This is a genomic window from Acidovorax sp. YS12 (assembly GCA_021496925.1).
GTDB lineage: Bacteria > Pseudomonadota > Gammaproteobacteria > Burkholderiales > Burkholderiaceae_C > Paenacidovorax.
Map to the genome: position 1 here is coordinate 403,401 of CP053915.1, position 21,997 is coordinate 425,397.

A 21,997-nucleotide genomic window follows, 5' to 3' on the forward strand; every position below is an offset into this window, starting at 1 on the left:
GCGGCGGGCATTAGTGGGTGGGCCGGTGCGCGGCCTCGTCCTCAGCAGCGTTCTTGGCGGCAAGCGCTACCAGCGCGGCTTCGTCCTCGGCGGTCCAGGGCGGCTCGATGCGCTCGTCCAGGTCGATGGCGATGTCGAATTCGCGCGCGATGTCGGCGAACTGCTGCGCCAGGTACTGCACGGCGGCGCGCGCAGCCTGCTGGATGGCCTCGGGCGCATTGCCGCCGCTGTCGCTCAGGGCGCCATTCACCGCAGCGAACAGGGCGCGCATGCGGCCATTAACGCGCAGGCTTTGCGTGAACACCTCTTTGAGCAGCACCGCCTCGGCCTTGGTGCGCGCCACGCTGCCAGGCGCGGGGGTGAATTTCTCGCTGCGCGCTAGCTCCAGGGCCTGGGCCTGTTCGTTGATCTTGGCGGCGTTGTCGGCCAGCACGCGGTCTTTTGCGCTGAGCTGCTCACGCGAGGCTTTGAGCGCGGCGCGCAGTTCGTTGCGCGTCATACCCGCGATGTCGTCGGTATCCAGGCCGCGCACTTCGCCACCTGCGGCCAGCTCTTGCACCTCATCGGCGTCAAGCACCAGCAGCTCGAACAGTTTGGATTGGGTGCCTATGGCTTTGGTCAAATGTGCCGCTGGCGGCACATTTGAGAACTTTGCAGCAGCAAGCGCGAATCGCGCTGCGACGTGCCGATCCATACCCAAGACACCCAAGCGAGCAATGAACTCCCCGTGCTCGCAGGCTTCTTTGAGTACGGCCAGCCCGCGCCCCACTTCCAGGCAAGCCTCGACGCTGCGGCGCATGTTGGCGGCAATGTCGCGCTGGATGAGGTCGGCATCTACGCCATCGCCGGGCAGTTGGTAGCCCATTTGCAGGGCGACGGCGCGCACGCGGCTGGCGCGTTCATCGAGCAGGGCCACGGCCTGGTTGGCGCTGGTGAGGGCGGCTTCAATAGCTTGCGTTTCGCGGGGGGTGGCGGCAGCCAGGGGTTTGCGCCCGCGTTTTTCTGTGGCATCCAGAATGTCTTGGGTGGCGTGGTCGGTGTGGTCTTTCATGGCGTTCTTTGCAGTGTTTTGGGGCTGTAGGGCACGCGCAGCAAGCGCGGGCAGCTATGGGTTTAGTAGTGGTCGGGGGCCATGCCTGGCGGGGTGCCGTAGCGGCGCTGGGTGCCTTGCAGGTGCTGGGCGCCCATTTGCAGTCCGGCGGCGTAGCGCAGGCTGATTTGGATGGCGTGGGGCGCGAGGCGCCAGGTTTTGCCCGCTGGGTGCAGCTCGGCCCAGCCTGCGGTGCGCAGGTTGTCGAGGTCGCGCGTCACCTGCGGCGCGGCACTGCCCAATGCACGGCCGATTTCGGTCGGGGTCAGGCCCTGCAGCTCGTGCCCGGCCAGCAGGTCGATGAGCTGCAAGATGCGCTGCTGGGCGGCGTTGGTGTAGCTGGTGGTGCGGGTGCTCATGCTGCGGCCCCTTGGCCAGAGCGGCTGCTACAGTGCCGCGCCAAGGAGGCGTGGCAGCAATGGATGGCATAGAGCGGTTTGGCCGTGACTTCATGAAGGCCCAGCAGTGGGGAGACTTTGCGCGGCTCGATGCCGATGCACTGCGGCGCTACAGCGATGCCGAGCTGGCTGCATGGCAAAGCGAGCACCCCAGCGACAGCCCCCAGTGGCTGCTGGCCGAGCAGCAGTGGAAGCTGCGCCTGCTGGAGCGCCAGGCCCAGGCCGCTGCCCGCCAAGCGAACAAGGCGGCCATCATCAGCGGCGCGGTAGGCGGCATCATGGGTATTGCCGGCGCATTGCTGGGTGCTTGGCTGTCGTGGCTTTTGGCCAAGTGAGTGCAGTGCCAGCCCGTTGATTGCCCCGGCGCACAGCCCGCCAGCAAAGATGGCGACGAATAGACGCCATGAGGGCAGCAGCGAGCGCAGTGTGGGGGCGGCGCTGGTGGTGTTGGTCGCGCGGGTCATACACGCACCCCTGCCGCCAGATCGTGCCGGGCCTGTTCGTAGCCGTAGACGGCCCCGGCGCGGCGCGCATCGTCCTGGCACGTGCCGCTGGGGTAGGGATTGGGGCTAGGCACCAGGCCATGGGCCTTCCAGCAACCGGCGCGGGCACCCGCCTTCCATTCAGGGCTGCGCGGGCAATCCGCGATGTTGGCCTCGTACCAGGCCAGGGCGGCGGCGATGGTGGCGGCGCTCATGCTGCCGCTCCTTGCGCTACGCGACGCAGGCGCTTGGGCGCAGCCCACAGGGCCGTCGCGGGCTTGCCGATGGCCTGGGCCACACGCTGCTCCACGCGCTCCGAACGGGCGTGACCGTGGATGACGTGCGTGACCATCGACCGCGACAGTCCCAGCTCTTGCGCCAGCGCCGTGAGCGTGATGCCCTTGATGCGCAGCGCCGCTTTGATTTCCTCTGGATGCATCTGCTACCCTTTCACTCAACTTGTTTAGGTGTCGGCAGTTCTTGCCGTGTTGAGTGGATTATGGGTAAAAAATTACCCAATTACAACGAGTGTTTGGGAAATTTTTTATGCACATGGGCGAGCGCATCAAAGAAGAACGCGAACGGCTTGGCTTCAATCAGTCGGATTTCGCCGCCCTGGCTACAGCTACGCGCAAGACGCTTTTCAACTGGGAAAGTGGGGCAGCAGCGCCAAACGCAACCGTCCTTGCCACTTGGGCGGCTCATGGTCTGGATGTGTTGTATGTGGTGACAGGCCAGCGCACTCAGCCCGCCGCACCCCAGGTCACCTTGTCACCGCGCAAGGCGGCGCTGCTGGATCACTACGACCACTCGGACGAATCCGGCAAGAAGATCATCGAAGCTGCAGCCTTTGCGGCAGCGAAACCGACCACTGCTGCGCGCAAATCGAAGGCCGCCTGAGGCGGCCAATGACGACTGATTCAGAGAGGGGACTATGCTCAAGCATTGCCTGAAATGCGGCCACGCCAACCCGGATGCAGCAGGCGCCGAGTTCGATGCCTGCCCGGATTGCGGGGCGATTTATAGCCGCGTGGAGGCGGCGATGGCAGCCAAAGCGGCTGCAGCCAGAGCGCAGAAGGCGGGGCCGACAATCGAAGCGGCATCAACACCAGACCCGGTATCCAGCACCACTCCTGAAAAAGTCACCAAAGGCCCCACGACCATCAAGACCGTACCGGGACTCATCATCATTGTGCTGGTGTCCAGCCTGGGGATGTGGGTCATGAGCGAAGAGACGACCCCGAAGAAAAAAATCAATGACGCATCTGCATATGTGCAGTGCAAGAACTTTGTGAGGGAGCGCTTGCGGTCGCCCGCTACAGCGGACTTTCCATTTATGGAGTACACGTCCTGGGATATGGGAAATGACACCTGGGTTGTCAAATCGCATGTGGATTCGCAAAACGGCCTTGGAGCAATGCTCCGCTCCAATTGGCACTGCAAGGTGCAGTACGTTGGCGGCAATACGTCCGATCAACGCTCGTGGCGCCCACTCTCCATCGACATTCAGTGAGGCGGTGACCATGGGCCACGACGAATCCCACCTGTGCGAACAATTAGGAGCGATGATGGGAAATCAGTTTTATGAGCCAGACCTCAACAGCACATCAGGCCCAGCATTTGATTGGGTAGCGCGGGAATTGGAGCTACCTGATGATGCAACCCGGCAGGCACTGCGCGCTGCGTTCGTGCTGCATCGGCATGATGGTTTCGATAAGCTGCATCGCGCGCTTGTCAAAGCGTGGACTCCAGGGGCACGCTGGCCTAGTGGAGAAGACTATCTGCGTTCGCAAGGCTGGCGGCCCGATGACGAGGGCGGCAGTGACGATGCCTATGAAGGCGAAGATCCTGTCGAACTGCTCGCACACCGGCTTTCGCGGGTGGCCCACCGCATATTCCGCGATGCTCAAGTGCGCTCGCTTATCCACCCGGATTCGCCGAAGAAATTGGAACGCTACACGCAGGTGTGCATCAATGGGCATCATTTTGACGATGAACCCAGCGCGTGTGGCATACAGCCGGGTTCGCTGCTCTCGATTGCGGCTGGACTGGTTTTTTTGCGGCAGCCTGCGCACAAGCACCCTGCGTGTGATTGCACGGCAGACCCTCATCCAAGTTGATCCCGAGGCCTGATAGATATGAGCGAAGACGGCAATCTCCCTGCCAATGTACTGGCGTACATCCTGCGCGAGCTTATCGAGATCAAGGCGAACATGGCAGCGCTGGAGGCCACGGTGGAAGCGCAGGGGCAAGCCATCGACACGCTGTTCGTCGCGTTGCCGGTCAGCAAGAGACCGGATGCATTGGCGTTGCTGCGGTCTCAACAGCAAGGGCTACAGGCCGAAGGTGAGGCTGGTGCGGCTTCGATCCTGGGGGCGCTTGTAGACCACATGGAATCCATGATCGGCGAGGGCATGGACGGCACGCTGCAACAGGCAACGGCTACGGTAAGCCTGAATGCCGCGCTGCTGCAGAACGCGCCTCCAGGCAAGGAAGAAGCGATGCGATCTTGGCTAGGTTTTGCGACCGAAGGCGAGATTGCTCAAGAGATGCTTGCATTGCCTCCTGAGAAGCTAGACGCACTTTTGCGTCTAAATACGCCTGCAAAGCCTGCGCGGCGCGGCGGCGCTTCCAAGGGAAAGAAGAAGCCGAAGAAAGGCGATTGATGGGCATGGGTTTCATGCGGCCATGGTGGCGTTTGGCTGCGCCCATCAATAACTAAAACGCTTTACTCACGCCATCTTGCACCTGCGCGGCATCCTGCCGTGCATGCAGATCAAACCTCACATCCCCCTGTGGCTGCGCGCCCCGCGCAGCAGCCTGTTCCTCGTCCTCGCGGTGCTGCTGCTGGCATGCATCGCCGTGGTGTCTCCGGTGCAGTTGCCGGTGGCGCTGTACAAGCTGACGCTGATTGCGCTGGCGGCCGTGATCGGCTACTGGCTCGACCGCGCGCTGTTCCCCTACGCCCGCCCCGACAGCTACCTTGAGCGGGACTGGCGGCGCGGCACGACCGAGCCCGAGGGGGAGGCCGACTATCGCGTCGTCAGCGGCTACGAGCCGGTGTTCATGGCGGCGATGCTGCGCCGTGCTGTCGTTGTCGGCTGCGTCGTCATCGGCGTGGCCATGGGGCTGTGATGCGGCAGGCGCTCAAGGATTTGGCCGCCGCCGTGGGCCTGGTGCTGGCGTGCGCGCTGCTGTCTTTCGTACTGCCCGCGCGTGCCCAGGTGCCTCAGGCAGCGCAGCAGCACCGCGCGCTGCTGGTGCGCACGGCCCATGCCGCCTGGGGGCTTGATGCGCCCGTGGCCGTGTTCGCGGCCCAGGTGCATCAAGAGAGCGCCTGGCGCCCTGATGCGGTCTCGCGCGTGGGCGCCCAGGGTCTGGCGCAGTTCATGCCCGCCACCTCGCGTTGGATCGCGGGCATTGATCCGGCACTGGCCGCGCAGCAGCCCTTTAGCCCGGCCTGGGCGCTGCGCGCACTGGTCACCTACGACCGCTGGCTCTACGACCGCACCCCCGCGCGCTACACGCCGCGCGAGCGCATGCACGTTGCGCTGCGGGCCTACAACGGCGGGCTGGGCCACTGGCAGGCGGAGGCGGCGGCTACCGGGGCCGTGCGGCCCACGCTGGGCCAAGTGGATGCGGCATGCGGCAAGGCCCGGCGCGCGGCCGTGCACTGCGCGGAAAACCTGGGCTACCCCCACCGCATCCTCGTTTTGATCCAGCCGCGCTATGCGGCCTGGGGGCCCGGGTTATGAACGGCCGCGCCCTTGCCATCGCGGCCGCCATGCTTGGCGCCATCGCGGGCGTGAAGCTGTGGGAGTCCCACCTCATCGCCAAGGGCGATGCCCAGGGCGCAGCGCGCGTGCAAGCCGCCTGGGATGCGCAAGAGGACGCCCGCAGCCAGGCCACCGCCCGCGACAACGCCATCAAATTTCGTAACGCCGAAAGGACCGCCCATGAAGACGCCAAGCGCGAGGCTGCGCGGGCTACTCGTGACGCTGCTGCTGCCGCTACTGTGCGCGGCCTGCGCGCCGAGATTGCCCGCCTCAACGCCCGCCCCGATCCCTACCCGGCAGGAGATGCCGGACTTGCCGCCTGCGCTGGCGAAGCCGCCACCGCCCGAGAGCTACACGGAGAGAGCAGCGGCGCATATCAGCAACTGGCAGCAGAGGCTGACGGGCTCCGCGACCAGGTGATCGGCCTGCAGCAGTTCGCCCGCGACGTATGCCGTGCGGGCACGGGAGGCGCCATTGACCGATGACATCGACCGCGCCCAGGCGCGCGAAGCCGAGCTACTCGCCGATGCCCTGCGCGACCACGCGCGCCGCGCTGGCCTGGCGGGCAAGACGGTGGCCGACTCGGCCGAGTTTTGCCAGGCCTGTGCAGAGGACATCCCCGATGCGCGGCGCCGTGCCGTGCCGGGCGTTCAGTTCTGTGTGGCGTGCCAAGCCCGTATCGAGAAAACCCAAAAGGGAGCGAAAGCCCGATGAGCTTCACCGACATGACATTCAGTTTCGAGGCCGTGCGCTGGCTGCTGCTATCCGCCATTGGCGTGTATGCGTGGTTCATCGGCCGTCAATCCGCCAGTGCTGCCGAGCTGCTGGAGCTGCGCACGCGCCTGACCACGCTGGAGGCGCAAATGGCCCAGGTGCCCAGCCAGGCGCAGTTGCATGAGCTGGTTGCCACGGTGGCGAGCCTGCGCGGCTCCATCGAAACGGTGGCCGCCCGCATTGAGCCGGTCGCGCGCAGCGTTGACCGCGTCGAAAACTATTTACTGAACCAGAAATGACCAACTTCGCTGCATTCGTGGCGGAAGACCGCCGCCTTGTCATCCTGCGCGTGCTGGCCGAAATGCCCGCGTACCGTTCCAACTCGTTCTTGCTCCACACGCTGCTGGCGAAATGGGGCCATGAGCCCAGCACCGAGCAGGTGAAAGACGACCTGGCCCGGCTGCAGGAGCTGGAACTCGTCAAGGTGGAGGTTGTGGAAAGCGTCCACATCGCCACACTCACCACGCGCGGCGCCGACGTGGCCGCAGGCCGGGCCACCGCGCCCGGCGTCAAGCGCCCGGGGGCCTGACGATGGGCCGCAAGTCCTCTGTCTCGCGCATGGAGCCCGCAGCGCGCAAGCTGCTGGAGAAGCTGCTGCGCGAGGACCGCCATACCGGCGATGAAATCCGCGAGCTGGTCCTCGCGCAGTTCCCCGACACGAAGGTCAGCCGCAGCGGCATCTATCGCTACAAGGCCGGATTCGATGAAATGGTCGGCCGCATGCGCGAGATCGAGACGGCGGCGGGCGCGCTGGTGGACGAGCTGGGCGACGGCGTGGGCGACAGGGCCGGTGCGCTGCTGGCCCAGGCGGTGACCACGCTGGCAACCAACGCCGCGCTCAACGCCCACGAGTCGGAGAAGGTCAGCATCAAGGAAGTCTCCGAGCTGGCCCGCGCTGCCCGCGCGGCCATGCAGGCCCGCACCATGAGCATGAAGGAACGCGAGGCCATCGAAGAACACGCGCGCCGCAAGCTGCTCGCCGAGCAGCAGGCCAACCTGCAGAAGATCGCCAAGAGCCAGGGCATGAGCCAGGATCAGCTCGATTTCTGGATCAAGGACTTCCTCGGGGTGCGTTGATGGCAGCGATCATCCAGCCCTTGGGGAGCACGCTGCGCATCGTCGAGTGGGACGAACTGCCGCCGCGCGCCCGCGCCATCCCGGCCAACTTCAACCCCGTGGCCGAGGGCGTGCTGATGCTGCATCAGCGCCAGGTGGTGAAGTTGCACCACTCCATCGTGTCTATCCCGAAAGGCCGCCGCACCGGCATCACGTTTGCGGTCATGCTGCGCAAGACGCTGGTGGCCGCCGCCAGCAGGGAGGCGGGCGGTGACAACGTCTACTACGTGGGCGACACCAAGGAAAAGGGCCTGGAGGCCATCGGCTACTGCGCCAAGTTCGCGCGCACCATCGCCAAGGCCCAGGGCGAGGTGTCGGGCATCGAAGAATTCCTGTTTGAGGACCAGGACCCGGAAACCGGCAAGACGCGCCATATCACGGCCTACCGCATTCGCTTCGCCAGCGGGTTCCAGGTCTGCGCCTTGTCCAGCCGCCCGGCCAACATCCGGGGTCTGCAGGGCCATGTGGTGATTGATGAAGCCGCGTTCCATGGCGACGTGCAGGGCGTGCTGGATGCCGCTACCGCGCTGTTGATCTGGGGCGGCCAGATCACGGTCATCAGCTCGCACAACGGCAAGAGCAATCCGTTCGCGCAGTTCTGCCGCGACATTGAGGCGGGCCGCTATGGCGAAGACGCCGCCGTGTTCACGGTCACCTTTGACGACGCGGTGGCAAACGGCCTGTACGAGCGGGTGTGCTGGATGAAGGGCGAGACGCCCACCGTTGAGGGCAAGGCGAAGTGGTACGCCAAGATTCGCAACGCCTACGGCGTGCGCAAGGCGGCGATGCGCGAGGAGCTGGATGCCATCCCGCGCGATGGCAATGGCGTATGCCTGCCCGGCGTATGGATTGAGCAGGCCATGACGCTGCCGCCCGAGCGTGTATTGCGTCTGGCGCTGGATGATGACTTCGCGTGCAAGTCTCCAGCAGAGCGCGAAGCATGGGTGGCGGATTGGATTGAGCGCAACCTTGCACCTGCACTTGCGCAGCTTGATCCGCATGAGCGCCATGTGTTCACGCACGACTACGCGCGGCACCGGGACTTTTCGAGCTGGGGGGCTATCTCGATAGGCGATGGCATGCGCCGCCGCCTGCCCCTTGTTATCGACATGCACAAGGTGCCCTATGCCCAGCAGCGGCAGATCACCTGGTACGCCATCGAGCGCCTGCCGCGCCGCTGCGGCGGCGCGATAGATGCCACCGGATCGGGCGAGACGATGGCCGAAGAAACGGCGGACAAGTTCGGGCACAGCCACGTTCACCAGGTCAAGCTGACCCGCGCCTGGTATGGCACTTGGATGCCCAAGCTTGTGCAGGCCTTCGCGGACGGGATGATCGAAATCCCGGCCGATCCCAATCTAGCGCAGGACTTGCGCGCCATCGAAGAGGTGGACGGCATCGCCATGGTGGTCAAAGCCCGCCGCAAGGATGTCAAAGACCCCGACCTGTTCCGGCACGGCGACGGCGCCGTGATGCTATGCCTGGGCTGGTTCGCCACGCTCAACCTGAGCGCCCCTATCGACTTCATTCCCGCTCCCGCGCTCCCGCGCGGCTTCGACAACCTCGGCGCGGCCGATGACCACGACGCGGAAGACGCCCTCAGCCCGTTCGCAGAGGACTACATCCGCCTGGTCGAATCGCACGCCACCTGGTAGCACGCCATGGCAACTTCACGCATCCTCGGCCCGGACGGCCAGCCCATCAAAATGCCCGACCTGCAGGAGCCTCAGACCGCCAGACTGGCACACCTGCAGCGCGAGTTGCAGACACACCCGACGCGCGGCCTCACGCCCTCGCGCTTGGCGAAGATTCTGGACGCCGCCGAGACCGGCGAACTGACCGCGCAATTCGAGCTGTTTGAGGATATGGAGGAAAAGGACGGCCACATTGCCGCCGAGATGGGCAAGCGCCGCCGCGCCTGCGTGCTCGAATGGGACGTGGTGCCGCCCGAGGGAGCCGACGCTGCCGAGAAGAAGCTCGCCGCCCAGCTCGGCGAGTTGCTCATGGAGATTCCCGATTTCGAGGACATGGTCTTCGATCTGACGGATGCCATCGGCAAGGGCTATGCCTGCCTTGAGATTGAGTGGCACCAGGTGGAGGGCTACTGGGTGCCCAAGACCATCACGCACCGTCCGCAGTCGTGGTTCACACTGCACCGAGGCTACCGGCAGGAGCTGCGCTTGCGCAGCAACAACACGGTGGATGGCGTCATGGGCGACCCGCTACGGCCCTTCAACTGGATCACTCACATCCATAAGGCCAAGAGCGGCTACCTTGAGCGCGCGGCGCTGTTTCGCCAACTCGTATGGACGTACCTGTTCAAGAACTACTCGGTCGGCGACCTGGCTGAGTTTCTGGAGATTTACGGCATCCCTGTACGCCTAGGCAAGTACCCGGCGAACGCCTCCGAAAAGGAGAAAGCCACGCTGCTGCGTGCCCTGGCATCCATCGGGCACAACGCGGCGGGCATCATCCCGGACGGCATGCTGCTGGAGTTCAAGGACGCCGCCTCGGGTGACCCGAAGGCTTTTGAGCTGATGATTTCGTGGTGCGAGCGCAACCAGTCCAAGGTGATCCTGGGCGGCACCCTCACAAGTGGGGCCGATGGCAAGGCGAGCACGAACGCCCTTGGCAACGTGCACAACGAAGTGAGAAAGGATCTGCGCGACGGCGACATTCGCCAGGCAAACACCACGCTCACGCGCGATCTTGTGTTCGCCGTGGCTTCGGTCAACGGCCTGGCGCTGGGCGGCCTGCGCCGCTTGCCCCAGTTCCGGCTCAAGACCCAGGAACGCGAAGACCTGACGGCTTTTAGCCAAGGCCTGCCGCCGCTGGTCAACATGGGGCTGCGCCCCCCACTGTGGTGGGTGAACGAGCGCTTGGGTGTCCCGACAGCAAAGGATGGCGAGCCCGTGCTCATGCCAGTGCAGCATGTGCCTGTCATCCCGCCGATGGCGGCGGCTACCGCATGGCATCAAGGCTTTGCAGCCGCCACAGCACAGCCCTCGCAGGCGGCAGCGGTGCCACCGCAGGCGGCCATGGCGCCCCAGCTCGCCTCTGCTGCGCGCGCGCCTGCTGCGGCATGGGTGGAGCAGATTCGCGCGCTGGTGGGGCGGGCGGCCAGCCTGGAGGACATCCGCGACGGCCTGGCGGCGTTGTCCCCTGACATGACGCTTGACCAGTACGCGGCGGCGATGGCCGAGGCCCTGTCCGCCGCGCAGCTCGCGGGCCGCTACGAGGTGCTGCAGGAGGCGGCGGGCAATGGCTGATGTGGCTTACGGCAGCTTGCCGTTTCGGGAAATGATCGAGTTCTTCCGGCGCAAGCTCAACATGCCCACGCAGGCCTGGACGGATGTCTACGCAGCGGAGCACGAATGGGCGTTTATGGTGGCCGGAGCGAACCGCGACGCCATCGTGCGTGACTTCCGGGAGGCCGTCGATAAGGCCATTTCCGAGGGCACGACGCTGGAGGAATTCCGCCGCGACTTCGACGCCATCGTGGCGCGCTACGGCTGGGACTACAACGGCGGCCGGGACTGGCGCACGCGCGTAATTTACGAGACCAACCTCAACACCAGCTATGCGGCGGGACGCTGGGAGCAGTTGCAGGCTGCGCCTTTCTGGATGTACGAGCATAGCGACTGGGTGGAAAACCCACGGCACCAGCACAAGGCCTGGGACGGCATGGTGCTGGCGCGTGATGATCCCTGGTGGCAGACGCATTACCCGCCGAACGGCTGGGGATGCCAGTGCAAGGTGATTGGCCTGTGGCCGCGCGACCTGGCACGCATGGGCAAGAGCGGGCCGGATCGTGCGCCCGAGGTGACCTGGGTGGAGCGCGTGATCGGCAAGTACAGCCCAGGCGGGCCCCGCGTGGTCAGCGTGCCTTCGGGCATCGATCCCGGGTTTGAGTACGCGCCCGGCCGGGATCGGTGGCGCAAGTACCGCGAGGAGGCGTGATGGCTGGCGCACGATTTGACGGCACGGCCGCGATAGAGCATTTGTCCGGCCTGGTGGACGCCATCAACGATCCATCGCCATTGCTCGCCGAGCTGGGGGAGTACGGTCTGCGCTCGACACGGGCACGATTCAAGACCCAAACGGCCCCCGATGGCACCGCCTGGGCCGCGTTGCAGCCCTGGTATCAGCGGGAGAAGCGCCGCAACAAGAACCGCATCCTGACTCTGAACGGATACCTGCGCGGTCAGATGACATGGCAGCTTGTCGGTGACCGAACGGTCGAGATCGGTAGCAACCTGCCCTATGCGGCCGTCCACCAGTTCGGGGCTACTATCAAGCCCCGGGCGGCCAAGGTGCTGATGTTCCGGGGGCACGTTGCGAAATCCGTGACGATCCCGGCCCGGCCTTATCTCGGCCTATCCGATGATGATCGGAGCGAGATCGTGGAGCGCGCGCTGGAGTGGCTGTCACATGCGGGCCGCAAATAATTTACAGCGGCGGTTGCAATGCACTCATTTTGAGGTCACAATACGAACCATGGTGATCGAGACTGATTGCCACCGCCCCGGCGGAACCGGGCATCCTGATAGGAGCAACATCATGAACGTCATCAAGACCATCCGCGAAGCAGACAAGATCGCTGCCAATCTCGGCCTGGTGCGCGGCGCGGGCACGTACAACGGCGAGGCCTTCTGGGTTAGCCCTGGCAACCCCGCAATCATCACCCGCGCACGTCTGGCCGAACTCGCCGGTCTCGTGTGACCGAATCCATCATTCACCTGCGCGTCCAGGCCGCCGTCAAGGCGCGCTGGGTGCGCGAAAGCCGCGCCGCCGGTATGAAGCTGACGGACTGGATCATCTCGCGCGTGGAGCATCGAATGAACATCACCGAAATCGTTGCAGAGGTCGCCGTCCTGGCCGAGCAAGCGACAGACCTCCCGATCTACTTTAAAAGCCCCCAGGCCGCCGATGGCGTGGAAGCAATGCTGCAAGCCGCCCAGGCGTTCCAAGCTGCGTCCGACAGCCCCGCCCGTCTGGATGCCGCGCTGTGGCTGGGCGAGGCTTACATGCTGTTCTCGCGCGCATTGCCGGACACGGGCCGTACTGAGCAATCGACCGGCTGGGTTACCGCCCGGCAGATAGCGCAGTTGCTGGGCGGCCCAGATGTGTGGGAAAACCGCGTGCGGGCGGAGTTGTAATGGCGGGCAGGCCGCAATTCGACTGGACGTCCGAAAGCATCGCATTGCTAGGCACGATGCCAGACAGGCAGATAGCGCGGAAGCTAGGGATCACGCCGGTAATGGTTGCCTATCAGCGCAAACTCTTGGGGATTGAAAAGTTCACCCCTCAGAGCGCTTGGGCGCCGGAAAACGATCACTTGCTTGGAACCGTAACAGACGCCGCACTGGCGGAGAAGCTGGGCGTGGCGAAGCACACCGTGCTAAATCGTCGTCGCGAGTTGGGAGTGCCCGCTTTTGGGCCTAGGGGTTGGCCAGCCTGGCCGGAGGATCAGCTCGACATACTCGGCACGATCCCTGATACGGAAATTGCGCAGCAAGTCGGCCGCTCTGTGTCTGCCGTCCGCCAGCAGCGTATGGCCTTGGGAATCAAGGCCTTCCACGAGCATCGGGGAGTAATCAAGATCACTCCTGATCTGCGCGCAAAGCTGGAAGAGCTTGAGCCCGTGCTGCTGCAGAGATACCGTGATGCAGGCCTGCCAATTGATCGGCTGGAGCCATGGCAGATTGTGGAGATCGCGCTGAGCGAATTGTTGGCGAGCGCTCGCAAGGCGCCGTCGATAGCGAGGAGTCAGTTATGACTCCCGGAGCCCTCCGCGCCTGGCAGGCGCACATGGGCATAAGCGCTCGCGAGGCGGCGCGTCTCCTCGGAGTTGCGTCAGCGACTTATCAAGACTGGGTAACCGGCAAGAGTCGCACGAGCGGCAAGTCCGTGGCGCCGTCTCATACAGTAGCTCTAGCTTGCGCTGCACTGGCTGCGGGTCTAGAGCCATGGGGTAGCGCCACCGAATAGAGGACGGTTTTATTTTTGTGGTGTGCAAGACACTTGCAAAACCGCCATCCCACTATTCCCCGGTACGGCCCCCAAAATCCCATTTATCGCGCCGCCCACTCTTTCTTTATCTCACCTCCGGTCACGCTGCCGGCCAGCAGGCGGTGCAGCGCCTCGGCTGTCTCCAGCCGCCCGCGCAGGGCAGGGGCGGTTTTGCCAGCGAGCAGTGCGCTGTCGGCGGCGATGCTGGCGCCGGTAGCCCGCGCCAGCGCCTTGATGGCTTCGGGCAGGGGCTGGGCGGGCAGGTCGATATCCACGGGCGCGGCCTGGGCCAGCGCGGCCGCCAGGGTGGCGGCGCAGGCGAGGGCGATCAGGCGCGGGGTGGCGGGAATGGGACGATGCATGGCGGGGGGCCTCCGAGGGTTGGAACAGTGGATTGCTGTTCCCCTTGACGGAGAAGGGCACCGGATCCCTGATGTCCCTCATATGGATTTGCCTTCAACCGTCTAACGTCGTTGGTTCGCCTTGCCGTGCTACAGCACTGTCTGCGCCTTCCCGCCTAGTTATACGGTTGAATGCAAACCCGTATCAGTGATTTTTTTCGCTGGAGGAGCGCTGCGCCAGCCACAGGGCCCCGCCGCGTTCGTACACCCGCACGGCGGCGATGCGCGGCAGCGACTGGATGAAGCCCTCCACGTCGCGCGCCTGCACGGCGGCGGTGATGCGCGGGCCGCCGCCGGCCGGGCCTTCGGCCTGCACGGGCTGGCGGCGCCAGCGCGAGAGGGTGGCGGCGATTTCGGGCAGGCTGGCCTGGTCGAAGACGATGAAGCCATGCTCGGCGGCGGCGAAGGCGTCCTGCGCGTCGCGTTGCACGCGGCGCGGCAGGTGGGCGGCGCTGGCGATCTCGTCCACCTCGCCCACCTCGCCCGCGTTCAGCCGCAGGGGGCTGGCGGCGCCTCCTTGCGCGGCCAGTTCCACGGTGCCGTGCGCCACGCTCACGCGCACCAGGCCCGGCAGTAGGCTGACGGCGAAGCGCGTGCCGAGCACGGTGATGCGGGCGCTGCCCGCGTCGATGACGAAGGGGCGGGCGGCGTCGCGCGCCACGTCGAACACGGCTTCGCCGCGCTCCAGCACCACGGCGCGCTGGCGGCGGCTGTAGCGCAGCGCGGCGCCGCTGGCCGGGCCCAGGGTGAGGCGGCTGCCGTCGGGCAGGTGCAGCGCGACGCGCTCGCCGGTGCTGGTGGCGCGGCTTTGCGCGTAGAGGGTGCTGTCCTGCCAGGCATTCCAGCCGTGGCGGCCCAGCAGGCCGGCCAGGCCGAGACTGGCCAGCCCCAGCGTGCCGCGCACCAGTGTGCGGCGGCGGGTGCGGCTGCGCTGGCCGCTCAGCCGCTGCGCCGCGTCGGCCAGCGCCTGGGTGCCCGCGGTGGAGTCGAAGTCGCGCCACAGCGCTTCGAAGGCGGTGTATTCGCGGGCGTGTTCGGGGCTGGCGTGCATCCAGGCGCGCCAGGCGGCCGCATCGGGGGCGCTGGCGCCGCCGTGCAGGCGGACGAACCAGCGCGCGGCTTCCTCGCGCACGCGGGCGCTCATGCGAGCAGTTCGCGCGCGGCGCGCAGGTCGAGCAGGGCGCGGATCATGTGGCGCTCGACCATGTTCAGGCTGATGTTCAGGCGCTGGGCGATCTCGGGCTGGGTATGGCCTTCGACGCGGCACAGCCAGAACACTTCGCGGCAGCGCGGCGGCAACCCTTCGATGGCGCGCTGCACGGCGGCCAGGCGCTGCTGCAGTTCGGCCAGGGCTTCGGCGGAGGGGGTGTGGTAGGTGGCGTACTCCAGTCCGGCCAGGGGGGCCGGGCCGCCGCCGCGCCGGTCGCCGTGGCTTTCGCCGTCCAGGTCGGGCAGGGGGACGAAGCGGCGCTCCTGCGCCAGATGGTCCGCCAGCACGGAGCGCGCCACCACGCGCAGGTAGGCGTGCGGCTGGGCGATGGCTTCGTGCTTGCCGCTGAGCGCGTAGCGCACGAAGGCGTCGTGCAGCACGTCCTGGGCGCGCTGGATGCAGCGCGTGCTGCGCCAGATCGCGGGCAGCAGGCTTTCATAGGCCCAGCGCAGGTCCAGGCCCAGCCAGACGGCGGGAGGGGCGGGGCGGCTTGGCATGGCGGGGTATGGGCTGGGGCGGCGCTGGTATGGAGGATGGTATTTTAAATGAGATTGATTTTCAGTATTGCATTGCCTGAGCACCTTGCATGAATCGGCATGAAATACGGCTCCAGCGCTTATCCATCAAGCGCTGGAAGCTATCAAAAAAGGAGTTCGGTGCGGGCGCGCCTACAGCGTGCTGTCCACGCTGTTGCGCATGGCGGTTTGCGCCACGGCGTCGAGGGCGCCGTCCACCACCTTCTGCTGCGTCAGCACGTGCATGGTGCCTTGTTCGATGAGGCGGTTGAGCAGCCGCAGGGTCATCGACTGCGTGCGGCCGGAGGCGCTGGTGAAGAGGAAGAGCGTGTCGTGCGGGCCGATCCAGGACAGCTGCGTGCGCTCCCACTGGCCGTTGACCCGCAGGTTCACCCAGGTGCCGATCACCAGGGGCGGGGCCTTCGGCGGGGCGCTGGCGTCGCTGGCGGCGGGCGGTTCCTGGGCGTCCGGCAACACGTCCATGAAGCCGGACTCCTTGGCTTCGGACGGCGCGATCCAGGGTTCGTCGTCGGGCGGCAGCACCGGCCGGGGGGGCACCACGGCTTCGGCCGGCGGCTGGGGCGGGCGGGGCGCCGCTGCGGGCGCGGGCCGGAACGCTTCCTGGTGCAGCTGCATGAGCAGGTCGAAGAAGGCGTGCGTCTGGGCGGGCGGGTAGTCGATGGACGCCAGGCCTTCGCGCAGCTTGGACAGCAGCTTGGGTACCAGGCGGGCGAGCTGGCCGGCGTTCGCGCGGGTCAGCTCGGGCTGGGCGCTCCAGAGCAGGGCGTCCACGGTCTCGCGGTAGCGGCCGGGGTCGGTGCTGCCCGTCTGGTCGGTCAGGCGCGCCTGGGCCATGACCTTGACCCAGGGGCCGAGCAGGAAGCGCGAGATTTCGCCGGGAACCTTGTCCATCTGCGGCAGCAGCCAGATTTCGCGCGACATCTGCGCGGCCAGCAGGTGGCGCTGCTCGGCATGCTGCAGGGCTTCGATGGCGCGCTGGCGCTCGCGTTCGCGTGCCTGCTCGCCTTCGGCCCAGGCGGCCTGCAACTGCTCCAGGATCTGCGCGAAGGGCTCCTGGCCTTCAATGTCGGCGGTGGCCAGGCCACCGGCGATCTGGAGCAGCGACTGCATGAAACCGTCGAACCCCGGGGCCTTGGTGTGGGGAAAGGCCAGGCTGCGGTCGGTGATTTCCTGCAGCAGGCGGCGGGCGGGGTGTTCCTTGTGGCTGAAGAACCGGGGGTCGGCCAGGGCCAGCTGCAGCAAGGCGGGTTCGAGCGTCCTGACGAATTGCTGCACGGGCCAGAGCAGCCGCTCGTCGCGCGCGATGTTGTCCACCATCAGCGCCACCACCTCCATGCTCAGGGCCTGCCCGAGCCCGCCCGGGTGCTGGCGCAGGGCGGCGTATTCGGCGCCGCCGCCGGGCTGGGCGCGCTGCTGGCCCAGGCGTTCCATCATGTGGTCGACCTGGTTCATCTCCTGCAGCGCCTCGAAGGCGGCGGGTACGGTGGCGGCGAAGTCGGTGCTGGGCGGCTCCAGCGCGGGGAAGGCGCCGGGGCCCTCGAACTCGCGCGAGAAGCGTTCGGCGAAGTCTTCCTGCGAGGCCGGGGCTGGTGCTGGCGCTTGGGTGAGTTCGCCCAGCAGCAGGCGGCGCAGGCGGTCGAGCGTGAGCCGCGAGTCGGCCTGGCTGGCCTGCGCCGGCTCTTCCTCTTTTTCGGGGCCGAAGCCTGGCGCATGGTGGCCTTCGGTGGGGGCGAGGTAGACGTACTGTCCGTTGGACTGGCGCATGGCGAAGCCCACGGGCCGGACGTCGCCCTGCCGCAGCCTGTCGATGAGCGTGAGGTAGAGCTTGCGCAGTTCGCCGCCCAGGGCCTGGGCCAGGTGGCCGATCCAGTCGTGCCGCACCTGGTTGGTGGTCTGCATCTGCGCCACCACGCTTTGCAGCGCCTGCAGGAAGATTTCCGGGCGCAGCGGGTTGTGTTCGGGCCGGACGGTGGACAGGCCCTGGGCTGCGCTCATGAGGGCGTCGAAATCGGCCAGCGGCCCTTCCACCGCCGAGGCCAGCATCTGCTGCGCGCGGGCGCGCTCGACGCTCTCGCTGATCTGCGTTTCGTCCATCAGTTCGAGGTCGTCGAAGTGGATGCTGGACAGCGCGCGCGTGGATTTCTGCTTTTGCGCGATTTCCTGGTTGAGCGCGCTGCGCAGCGCGTCGGGGTAGCGCTCGCACATCACGGGGGCCAGTTGCGACAGGCGCTGGCGCGCTTCGAGCATGGCCTGGTGTTCGCCCGCCGTGCGCGCCTGGTCTTCGCGCGCGCGCAGGGACAGGCGCGCAGCCTCGGCGATGTGCTCCATGAAATGCCTGGAGTCGGCCAGCACGTCATGGATGAGGCGCTGGTGCAGTGCGGTGCCTTGGTCTGCGGAGGTGGAGGGGGTGACGTGTTTCGCGTCCATCATCTTCTGGAGAAATGCCGGCGTGCGCCATCGTATGCCGCCTGCTGCCATCGGATGCGCAAGCGCGGCTGCGAAGGGCGCAGGGTAACACTCCTGCCGCCTGGTTCTTCGCCGCCGCTGCGTTCAGACCGCTTCAGCCTGCATGGAATTTGACCACCAGCGGCACGATGAGCAGCGCCACGATGTTGATGATCTTGATGAGCGGATTTACCGCCGGGCCGGCCGTGTCCTTGTACGGGTCGCCCACGGTGTCGCCGGTGACGGCAGCCTTGTGCGCCTCGCTGCCCTTGCCGCCGTGGTGGCCGTCCTCGATGTACTTCTTGGCGTTGTCCCAGGCGCCGCCGCCAGTGCACATGGAAATCGCCACGAACAGGCCGGTGACGATGGTGCCCATGAGCAGGCCCCCGAGCGCCTTCGGCCCCAGCAGCAGGCCCACCACGATGGGCACGGCCACGGGCAGCAGGCTGGGTACGATCATTTCCTTGATGGCGGCGCTGGTCAGCATGTCCACGGCCCTGCCGTACTCGGGCTTGGCCGTGCCTTCCATGATGCCCTTGATCTCGGCGAACTGGCGGCGCACCTCCACCACCACGCTGCCCGCGGCGCGGCCCACGGCCTCCATGGCCATGGCGCCGAACAGGTAGGGAATCAGCCCGCCGATGAACAGCCCGACGATGACCATGGGGTCGGACAGGTCGAAGCGCACCGCCATGCCATAGCTTTCCAGCTTGTGCGTGTAGTCGGCGAACAGCACCAGCGCCGCCAGGCCCGCCGAGCCGATGGCGTAGCCCTTGGTCACGGCCTTGGTGGTGTTGCCCACGGCGTCCAGCGGGTCGGTGATGTCGCGCACGCTGCTGGGCAGCTCGGCCATTTCGGCGATGCCGCCGGCGTTGTCGGTGATCGGGCCGTAGGCGTCCAGCGCCACCACGATGCCCGCCATGGACAGCATGGACATGGCTGCCACCGCCACGCCGTAGAGCCCGGCCAGCGCGTACGACACCACGATGGCGATGCACACGAACAGCACCGGCCATGCCGTGGAACGCATCGACACGCCCAGCCCTGCGATGATGTTGGTGCCGTGGCCCGTGGTCGATGCCTGGGCGATGTGGCGCACGGGCGAATACTGCGTGCCGGTGTAGAACTCGGTGATCCACACCAGCGCGGCCGTCAGCACCAGGCCCGTGGCGCAGGCGCCGAACAGCCGTGCCTGCGCGCCCGTGGCGCCCAGCGCGTTGTCCGGCACCACCCAGGCGGTGACGAACCAGAACGCGACCAGCGAGAGCACGCCCGCGATGGCCAGGCCCTTGTACAGCGCGGGCATCACGTTCTTCATGCCCGGGCTGGCCTTGACGAAGAAGCAGCCGATGATGGAGGCCACGATGGACACCGCGCCCAGCGCCAGCGGGTAGGCCACGGCCGCCGTGGGGGCCGCGCCCACCAGCAGCGCGCCCAGCACCATGGTGGCGATGAGCGTGACGGCATAGGTCTCGAACAGGTCGGCGGCCATGCCGGCGCAGTCGCCCACGTTGTCGCCCACGTTGTCGGCGATGACGGCGGGGTTGCGCGGGTCGTCCTCGGGAATGCCGGCCTCCACCTTGCCCACCAGGTCGGCGCCCACGTCGGCGCCCTTGGTGAAGATACCGCCGCCCAGGCGCGCGAAGATGGAGATGAGCGAGGAGCCGAAGGCGAAGCCGATCAGCGGGTTGAGCGTGCTGGCCAGCGAGGCATCTGCCCCGGCGCGGCCCAGCAGGAACCAGGCGAAGCCAGTGACGCCCAGCAGCCCCAGCCCCACCACCAGCATGCCGGTGATGGCGCCGCCGCGGAATGCCACGTCGAGCGCCGGCCCCATGCCCTGGGTGGCGGCCTGGGCCGTGCGCACGTTGGCGCGCACGGAGACGTTCATGCCGATGAAGCCGCAGGCCCCGGAGAGCACGGCGCCCACCACGAAGCCGATGGCCGTGGTGGCGTCGAGGAAGATGCCGATCAAAAGCGCCAGCACCACGCCGACGATGGCGATGGTCTTGTACTGGCGCGCCAGGTAGGCCGCAGCGCCCGCCTGGATGGCGGCGGCGATTTCCTGCATGCGCGGGTTGCCCGGGTCCTTGGCCAGGATCCAGCCCCGGGCCCACAGCCCGTAGGCTACCGCGAGCAATCCGCAAACCAGGGCCAGTATCAGAGGGGAAGTCAATGCCGTCGATGCCGCCATACTCGGTCTCCAAAAAAGGGTACACGGGTGGAAGCAACGCCGGTGGAAATTGCTTCCGCTGCGTTGCTTCCTCGCGTCCCGCCGAAGGGGAGACATGGGGGGAGACGATTGGCCAACGCAGCCATTTAACGCCAAAGCAGCCGCTGCAAGCAAGGTGCAAGGCGCGAGCGCCTAAAATCCGTGGCCGTTTCGCACCATGGCCGCAGCGTGGCAGCCCTGGCGCGATGCGCTTCACATCCTTACTCAGACCCCCCAAACCCATGTCGCTGAACAACGTCAAGCCCGGCAAGAACCTTCCTGAAACCTTCAACGTGGTGATCGAGATCCCGGCGGAGTCCGATCCCGTCAAGTACGAGGTGGACAAGGAGTCGGGCGCCGTCTTCGTGGACCGTTTCCTGACCACGGCCATGTACTACCCCTGCAACTACGGCTACGTGCCCCAGACCCTCTCGGGCGACGGCGACCCGGTGGACGTGCTGGTCATCACCCCGTACCCGCTGCACCCCGGCGTGGTCGTGCCCTGCCGCGCGCTGGGCATCCTGAAGATGGAAGACGAAGCCGGCATCGACGGCAAGGTGCTGGCCGTGCCCACCACCAAGATCCTGAAGATGTACGAGCCCTGGAAGACCGTGGACGACGTGAACCCCATGCGTCTGAAGGCCATCAGCCACTTCTTCGAGCACTACAAGGACCTGGAAGAAGGCAAGTGGGTCAAGGTGCTGGGCTGGGAAGGCATCGAGGCCGCACACAAGGAAGTGCTCGACGGCGTGGAAAACTACCTGAAGGCCCAGGCCTGATGGCATGAAAAATGGCCTCTAGCGCTTATCTGCAAAGCGCTGGAAGCTATGAAAAGAAGAGCATGCGCGCCGCGTTGCACGCATGCTCTTTCTTTTTGGGGCCCGTTGGCAGCAGGTGTTCTACGGGTTCGCAACAGGGCGGCAGGCGCTGGAAAATCGGCCAGAATGTTGCAAATCGTGCCGTGCCGCCCTTGCGGCGCGGCCCATCGCAGTTTTTGTGCATCCTGAAGGACATCGACATGGCTACATCCTCCCCGTCTTCCACGCAACGCACGGGGGCTGCCGCCGGCAGCGCCTCGGAGTACCTCACGTTCCGGCTCGGCACGGAAGAGTACGGCATCGACATCCTGCGCGTGCAGGAGATCCGCTCGTACGAGCAGCCCACGCGCATGGCCCATGCGCCGGATTTCATCAAGGGCGTGATCGACCTGCGCGGCGTGATCGTGCCCATCGTCGACTTGCGCCTCAAGCTCCACTGCGCTACGGCCGACTACACCGACTTCACCGTGGTCATCATCCTGAACGTGGCGGGCACGGTGCTGGGCGCGGTGGTCGATGCCGTGGCCGACGTGGTTGCGCTCACGGCCGACTCGATCAAGCCCGCCCCCCAGTTCCAGAGCCAGGTGGACTCGGCCTTCGTGCGCGGCATCGCCTCGGTGGGCGAGCGCATGCTGATCGTGGTGGACATCGAGTCGCTGCTGAGCAGCAGCGAAATGGGCCTGGTCAAGGCAGTGGCCACGGCGTGAGTCTCTGAGCCGGAGCCAGGCCG

31 protein-coding genes and 1 pseudogene are annotated in these 21,997 nt (G+C 66.3%); 22 read left to right on the top strand and 10 right to left on the bottom strand.

Features of this window, described 5'->3' with window-relative positions; translation table 11 throughout:
* Positions 1-10: 10 nt before the first annotated feature.
* A complete protein-coding gene (locus YS110_01910) occupies positions 11-622 on the bottom strand; it encodes a hypothetical protein (protein UJB63597.1) in 612 nt (203 codons plus the stop codon).
* 60 nt (positions 623-682) lie between these two features.
* Here YS110_01910 and YS110_01915 point away from each other — a divergent pair, with 60 nt between their 5' ends.
* Positions 683-1,081: a hypothetical protein gene (locus YS110_01915; protein ID UJB63598.1), complete on the top strand. Its 399-nt coding sequence runs from the start codon at positions 683-685 to the stop codon at positions 1,079-1,081.
* A gap of 32 nt (positions 1,082-1,113) precedes the next feature.
* Here YS110_01915 and YS110_01920 read toward each other — a convergent pair whose 3' ends face one another.
* Entirely contained in the window at positions 1,114-1,449 is a 336-nt protein-coding gene (locus YS110_01920; GenBank protein UJB63599.1) for an IclR family transcriptional regulator, read from the bottom strand.
* A gap of 59 nt (positions 1,450-1,508) precedes the next feature.
* On the opposite strand from YS110_01920, the gene YS110_01925 reads away from it, so the two are divergent.
* Entirely contained in the window at positions 1,509-1,823 is a 315-nt protein-coding gene (locus YS110_01925; GenBank protein UJB63600.1) for a hypothetical protein, read from the top strand.
* Positions 1,824-1,948: 125 nt separating this feature from the next.
* Here YS110_01925 and YS110_01930 read toward each other — a convergent pair whose 3' ends face one another.
* Positions 1,949-2,185, bottom strand: coding sequence for a hypothetical protein (locus YS110_01930; GenBank protein ID UJB63601.1), 237 nt, complete (start codon positions 2,183-2,185; stop codon positions 1,949-1,951).
* On the bottom strand, positions 2,182-2,409 hold the full coding sequence (locus tag YS110_01935) for a helix-turn-helix domain-containing protein (GenBank protein ID UJB63602.1): 228 nt from the start codon (positions 2,407-2,409) through the stop codon (positions 2,182-2,184). The genes YS110_01930 and YS110_01935 overlap by 4 nt, the downstream gene beginning before the upstream one ends.
* Positions 2,410-2,516: 107 nt before the next feature.
* Here YS110_01935 and YS110_01940 point away from each other — a divergent pair, with 107 nt between their 5' ends.
* The 18 genes from YS110_01940 to YS110_02025 all read left to right on the top strand — a co-directional run bounded on the left by YS110_01940 (position 2,517) and on the right by YS110_02025 (position 13,415).
* On the top strand, positions 2,517-2,870 hold the full coding sequence (locus tag YS110_01940; protein UJB63603.1) for a helix-turn-helix domain-containing protein: 354 nt from the start codon (positions 2,517-2,519) through the stop codon (positions 2,868-2,870).
* Positions 2,871-2,904: 34 nt separating this feature from the next.
* Entirely contained in the window at positions 2,905-3,483 is a 579-nt protein-coding gene (locus YS110_01945) for a hypothetical protein (GenBank protein ID UJB63604.1), read from the top strand.
* A 10-nt stretch (positions 3,484-3,493) separates the two neighbouring features.
* Positions 3,494-4,090, top strand: coding sequence for a hypothetical protein (locus tag YS110_01950; protein ID UJB63605.1), 597 nt, complete (start codon positions 3,494-3,496; stop codon positions 4,088-4,090).
* 18 nt (positions 4,091-4,108) lie between these two features.
* Positions 4,109-4,636, top strand: coding sequence for a hypothetical protein (locus tag YS110_01955; GenBank protein UJB63606.1), 528 nt, complete (start codon positions 4,109-4,111; stop codon positions 4,634-4,636).
* A 121-nt stretch (positions 4,637-4,757) separates the two neighbouring features.
* Complete coding sequence (locus YS110_01960; GenBank protein ID UJB67319.1) at positions 4,758-5,105, top strand: hypothetical protein; 348 nt, start codon at positions 4,758-4,760, stop codon at positions 5,103-5,105.
* Complete coding sequence (locus tag YS110_01965; GenBank protein ID UJB63607.1) at positions 5,105-5,725, top strand: transglycosylase SLT domain-containing protein; 621 nt, start codon at positions 5,105-5,107, stop codon at positions 5,723-5,725. The genes YS110_01960 and YS110_01965 overlap by 1 nt, the downstream gene beginning before the upstream one ends.
* Entirely contained in the window at positions 5,722-6,231 is a 510-nt protein-coding gene (locus YS110_01970; protein UJB63608.1) for a hypothetical protein, read from the top strand. Before YS110_01965 ends, YS110_01970 begins: the two co-directional genes overlap by 4 nt.
* On the top strand, positions 6,221-6,460 hold the full coding sequence (locus YS110_01975) for a TraR/DksA C4-type zinc finger protein (GenBank protein ID UJB63609.1): 240 nt from the start codon (positions 6,221-6,223) through the stop codon (positions 6,458-6,460). The genes YS110_01970 and YS110_01975 overlap by 11 nt, the downstream gene beginning before the upstream one ends.
* Complete coding sequence (locus tag YS110_01980; GenBank protein ID UJB63610.1) at positions 6,457-6,759, top strand: DUF2730 family protein; 303 nt, start codon at positions 6,457-6,459, stop codon at positions 6,757-6,759. Before YS110_01975 ends, YS110_01980 begins: the two co-directional genes overlap by 4 nt.
* The gene (locus YS110_01985) at positions 6,756-7,049 is read left to right on the top strand and encodes an ArsR family transcriptional regulator (protein UJB63611.1); all 294 of its coding nucleotides are present in this window, start codon (positions 6,756-6,758) and stop codon (positions 7,047-7,049) included. Before YS110_01980 ends, YS110_01985 begins: the two co-directional genes overlap by 4 nt.
* Positions 7,050-7,051: 2 nt before the next feature.
* Positions 7,052-7,597 (top strand): DUF3486 family protein, encoded by a 546-nt coding sequence (locus tag YS110_01990; protein ID UJB63612.1) that lies wholly within the window; start codon positions 7,052-7,054, stop codon positions 7,595-7,597.
* Complete coding sequence (locus tag YS110_01995) at positions 7,597-9,291, top strand: hypothetical protein (protein UJB63613.1); 1,695 nt, start codon at positions 7,597-7,599, stop codon at positions 9,289-9,291. The genes YS110_01990 and YS110_01995 overlap by 1 nt, the downstream gene beginning before the upstream one ends.
* A 6-nt stretch (positions 9,292-9,297) precedes the next feature.
* Positions 9,298-10,905 (top strand): DUF935 domain-containing protein, encoded by a 1,608-nt coding sequence (locus tag YS110_02000; GenBank protein UJB63614.1) that lies wholly within the window; start codon positions 9,298-9,300, stop codon positions 10,903-10,905.
* Positions 10,898-11,596 (top strand): hypothetical protein, encoded by a 699-nt coding sequence (locus YS110_02005; protein ID UJB63615.1) that lies wholly within the window; start codon positions 10,898-10,900, stop codon positions 11,594-11,596. Before YS110_02000 ends, YS110_02005 begins: the two co-directional genes overlap by 8 nt.
* Entirely contained in the window at positions 11,596-12,084 is a 489-nt protein-coding gene (locus YS110_02010) for a phage virion morphogenesis protein (GenBank protein UJB63616.1), read from the top strand. Before YS110_02005 ends, YS110_02010 begins: the two co-directional genes overlap by 1 nt.
* 112 nt (positions 12,085-12,196) lie before the next feature.
* Positions 12,197-12,358: a hypothetical protein gene (locus tag YS110_02015; protein UJB63617.1), complete on the top strand. Its 162-nt coding sequence runs from the start codon at positions 12,197-12,199 to the stop codon at positions 12,356-12,358.
* On the top strand, positions 12,355-12,795 hold the full coding sequence (locus tag YS110_02020) for a hypothetical protein (protein ID UJB63618.1): 441 nt from the start codon (positions 12,355-12,357) through the stop codon (positions 12,793-12,795). Before YS110_02015 ends, YS110_02020 begins: the two co-directional genes overlap by 4 nt.
* A complete protein-coding gene (locus tag YS110_02025) occupies positions 12,795-13,415 on the top strand; it encodes a hypothetical protein (GenBank protein UJB63619.1) in 621 nt (206 codons plus the stop codon). The genes YS110_02020 and YS110_02025 overlap by 1 nt, the downstream gene beginning before the upstream one ends.
* Positions 13,416-13,752: 337 nt before the next feature.
* Here YS110_02025 and YS110_02030 read toward each other — a convergent pair.
* From YS110_02030 to YS110_02050, 5 genes and pseudogenes are all read right to left on the bottom strand, one after another.
* Positions 13,753-14,010 (bottom strand): annotated as a pseudogene (locus tag YS110_02030) (TonB-dependent siderophore receptor).
* 184 nt (positions 14,011-14,194) lie between these two features.
* A complete protein-coding gene (locus YS110_02035) occupies positions 14,195-15,193 on the bottom strand; it encodes a FecR domain-containing protein (protein UJB63620.1) in 999 nt (332 codons plus the stop codon).
* A complete protein-coding gene (locus tag YS110_02040) occupies positions 15,190-15,756 on the bottom strand; it encodes an RNA polymerase sigma factor (GenBank protein ID UJB63621.1) in 567 nt (188 codons plus the stop codon). The genes YS110_02035 and YS110_02040 overlap by 4 nt, the downstream gene beginning before the upstream one ends.
* Before the next feature lie 171 nt (positions 15,757-15,927).
* Complete coding sequence (locus YS110_02045) at positions 15,928-18,222, bottom strand: DUF1631 family protein (protein UJB67320.1); 2,295 nt, start codon at positions 18,220-18,222, stop codon at positions 15,928-15,930.
* Positions 18,223-18,355: 133 nt separating this feature from the next.
* A complete protein-coding gene (locus YS110_02050) occupies positions 18,356-20,431 on the bottom strand; it encodes a sodium-translocating pyrophosphatase (GenBank protein ID UJB63622.1) in 2,076 nt (691 codons plus the stop codon).
* A gap of 260 nt (positions 20,432-20,691) precedes the next feature.
* Here YS110_02050 and ppa point away from each other — a divergent pair, with 260 nt between their 5' ends.
* Positions 20,692-21,228 (top strand): inorganic diphosphatase, encoded by a 537-nt coding sequence (gene ppa / locus YS110_02055; GenBank protein ID UJB63623.1) that lies wholly within the window; start codon positions 20,692-20,694, stop codon positions 21,226-21,228.
* Between the two features lie 46 nt (positions 21,229-21,274).
* Here the strand turns inward: ppa and YS110_02060 are convergent, their stop codons facing one another.
* The gene (locus YS110_02060) at positions 21,275-21,469 is read right to left on the bottom strand and encodes a hypothetical protein (protein ID UJB63624.1); all 195 of its coding nucleotides are present in this window, start codon (positions 21,467-21,469) and stop codon (positions 21,275-21,277) included.
* On the opposite strand from YS110_02060, the gene YS110_02065 reads away from it, so the two are divergent.
* Positions 21,468-21,974, top strand: a complete 507-nt coding sequence (locus tag YS110_02065; protein ID UJB63625.1) for a chemotaxis protein CheW — start codon at positions 21,468-21,470, stop codon at positions 21,972-21,974. The genes YS110_02060 and YS110_02065 overlap by 2 nt on opposite strands.
* The last annotated feature ends 23 nt before the right edge of the window (positions 21,975-21,997 follow it).

Bases quoted from the DNA above. Each gene is read 5' to 3' on its own strand.
- YS110_02050 (UJB63622.1), bottom strand. From the start codon at position 20,431: ATGGCGGCATCGACGGCATTGACTTCCCCTCTGATACTGGCCCTGGTT.
- YS110_01955 (UJB63606.1), top strand. From the start codon at position 4,109: ATGAGCGAAGACGGCAATCTCCCTGCCAATGTACTGGCGTACATCCTG.
- YS110_02025 (UJB63619.1), top strand. From the start codon at position 12,795: ATGGCGGGCAGGCCGCAATTCGACTGGACGTCCGAAAGCATCGCATTG.
- YS110_01990 (UJB63612.1), top strand. From the start codon at position 7,052: ATGGGCCGCAAGTCCTCTGTCTCGCGCATGGAGCCCGCAGCGCGCAAG.
- YS110_02035 (UJB63620.1), bottom strand. From the start codon at position 15,193: ATGAGCGCCCGCGTGCGCGAGGAAGCCGCGCGCTGGTTCGTCCGCCTG.
- YS110_02015 (UJB63617.1), top strand. From the start codon at position 12,197: ATGAACGTCATCAAGACCATCCGCGAAGCAGACAAGATCGCTGCCAAT.
- YS110_02000 (UJB63614.1), top strand. From the start codon at position 9,298: ATGGCAACTTCACGCATCCTCGGCCCGGACGGCCAGCCCATCAAAATG.
- YS110_02005 (UJB63615.1), top strand. From the start codon at position 10,898: ATGGCTGATGTGGCTTACGGCAGCTTGCCGTTTCGGGAAATGATCGAG.
- YS110_01920 (UJB63599.1), bottom strand. From the start codon at position 1,449: ATGAGCACCCGCACCACCAGCTACACCAACGCCGCCCAGCAGCGCATC.
- YS110_01950 (UJB63605.1), top strand. From the start codon at position 3,494: ATGGGCCACGACGAATCCCACCTGTGCGAACAATTAGGAGCGATGATG.
- YS110_01995 (UJB63613.1), top strand. From the start codon at position 7,597: ATGGCAGCGATCATCCAGCCCTTGGGGAGCACGCTGCGCATCGTCGAG.
- YS110_01970 (UJB63608.1), top strand. From the start codon at position 5,722: ATGAACGGCCGCGCCCTTGCCATCGCGGCCGCCATGCTTGGCGCCATC.
- YS110_02010 (UJB63616.1), top strand. From the start codon at position 11,596: ATGGCTGGCGCACGATTTGACGGCACGGCCGCGATAGAGCATTTGTCC.
- ppa (UJB63623.1), top strand. From the start codon at position 20,692: ATGTCGCTGAACAACGTCAAGCCCGGCAAGAACCTTCCTGAAACCTTC.
- YS110_01940 (UJB63603.1), top strand. From the start codon at position 2,517: ATGCACATGGGCGAGCGCATCAAAGAAGAACGCGAACGGCTTGGCTTC.
- YS110_02065 (UJB63625.1), top strand. From the start codon at position 21,468: ATGGCTACATCCTCCCCGTCTTCCACGCAACGCACGGGGGCTGCCGCC.
- YS110_02060 (UJB63624.1), bottom strand. From the start codon at position 21,469: ATGTCGATGTCCTTCAGGATGCACAAAAACTGCGATGGGCCGCGCCGC.
- YS110_01980 (UJB63610.1), top strand. From the start codon at position 6,457: ATGAGCTTCACCGACATGACATTCAGTTTCGAGGCCGTGCGCTGGCTG.
- YS110_01925 (UJB63600.1), top strand. From the start codon at position 1,509: ATGGATGGCATAGAGCGGTTTGGCCGTGACTTCATGAAGGCCCAGCAG.
- YS110_01930 (UJB63601.1), bottom strand. From the start codon at position 2,185: ATGAGCGCCGCCACCATCGCCGCCGCCCTGGCCTGGTACGAGGCCAAC.
- YS110_01935 (UJB63602.1), bottom strand. From the start codon at position 2,409: ATGCATCCAGAGGAAATCAAAGCGGCGCTGCGCATCAAGGGCATCACG.
- YS110_01945 (UJB63604.1), top strand. From the start codon at position 2,905: ATGCTCAAGCATTGCCTGAAATGCGGCCACGCCAACCCGGATGCAGCA.
- YS110_01985 (UJB63611.1), top strand. From the start codon at position 6,756: ATGACCAACTTCGCTGCATTCGTGGCGGAAGACCGCCGCCTTGTCATC.
- YS110_01965 (UJB63607.1), top strand. From the start codon at position 5,105: ATGCGGCAGGCGCTCAAGGATTTGGCCGCCGCCGTGGGCCTGGTGCTG.
- YS110_02045 (UJB67320.1), bottom strand. From the start codon at position 18,222: ATGGACGCGAAACACGTCACCCCCTCCACCTCCGCAGACCAAGGCACC.
- YS110_02040 (UJB63621.1), bottom strand. From the start codon at position 15,756: ATGCCAAGCCGCCCCGCCCCTCCCGCCGTCTGGCTGGGCCTGGACCTG.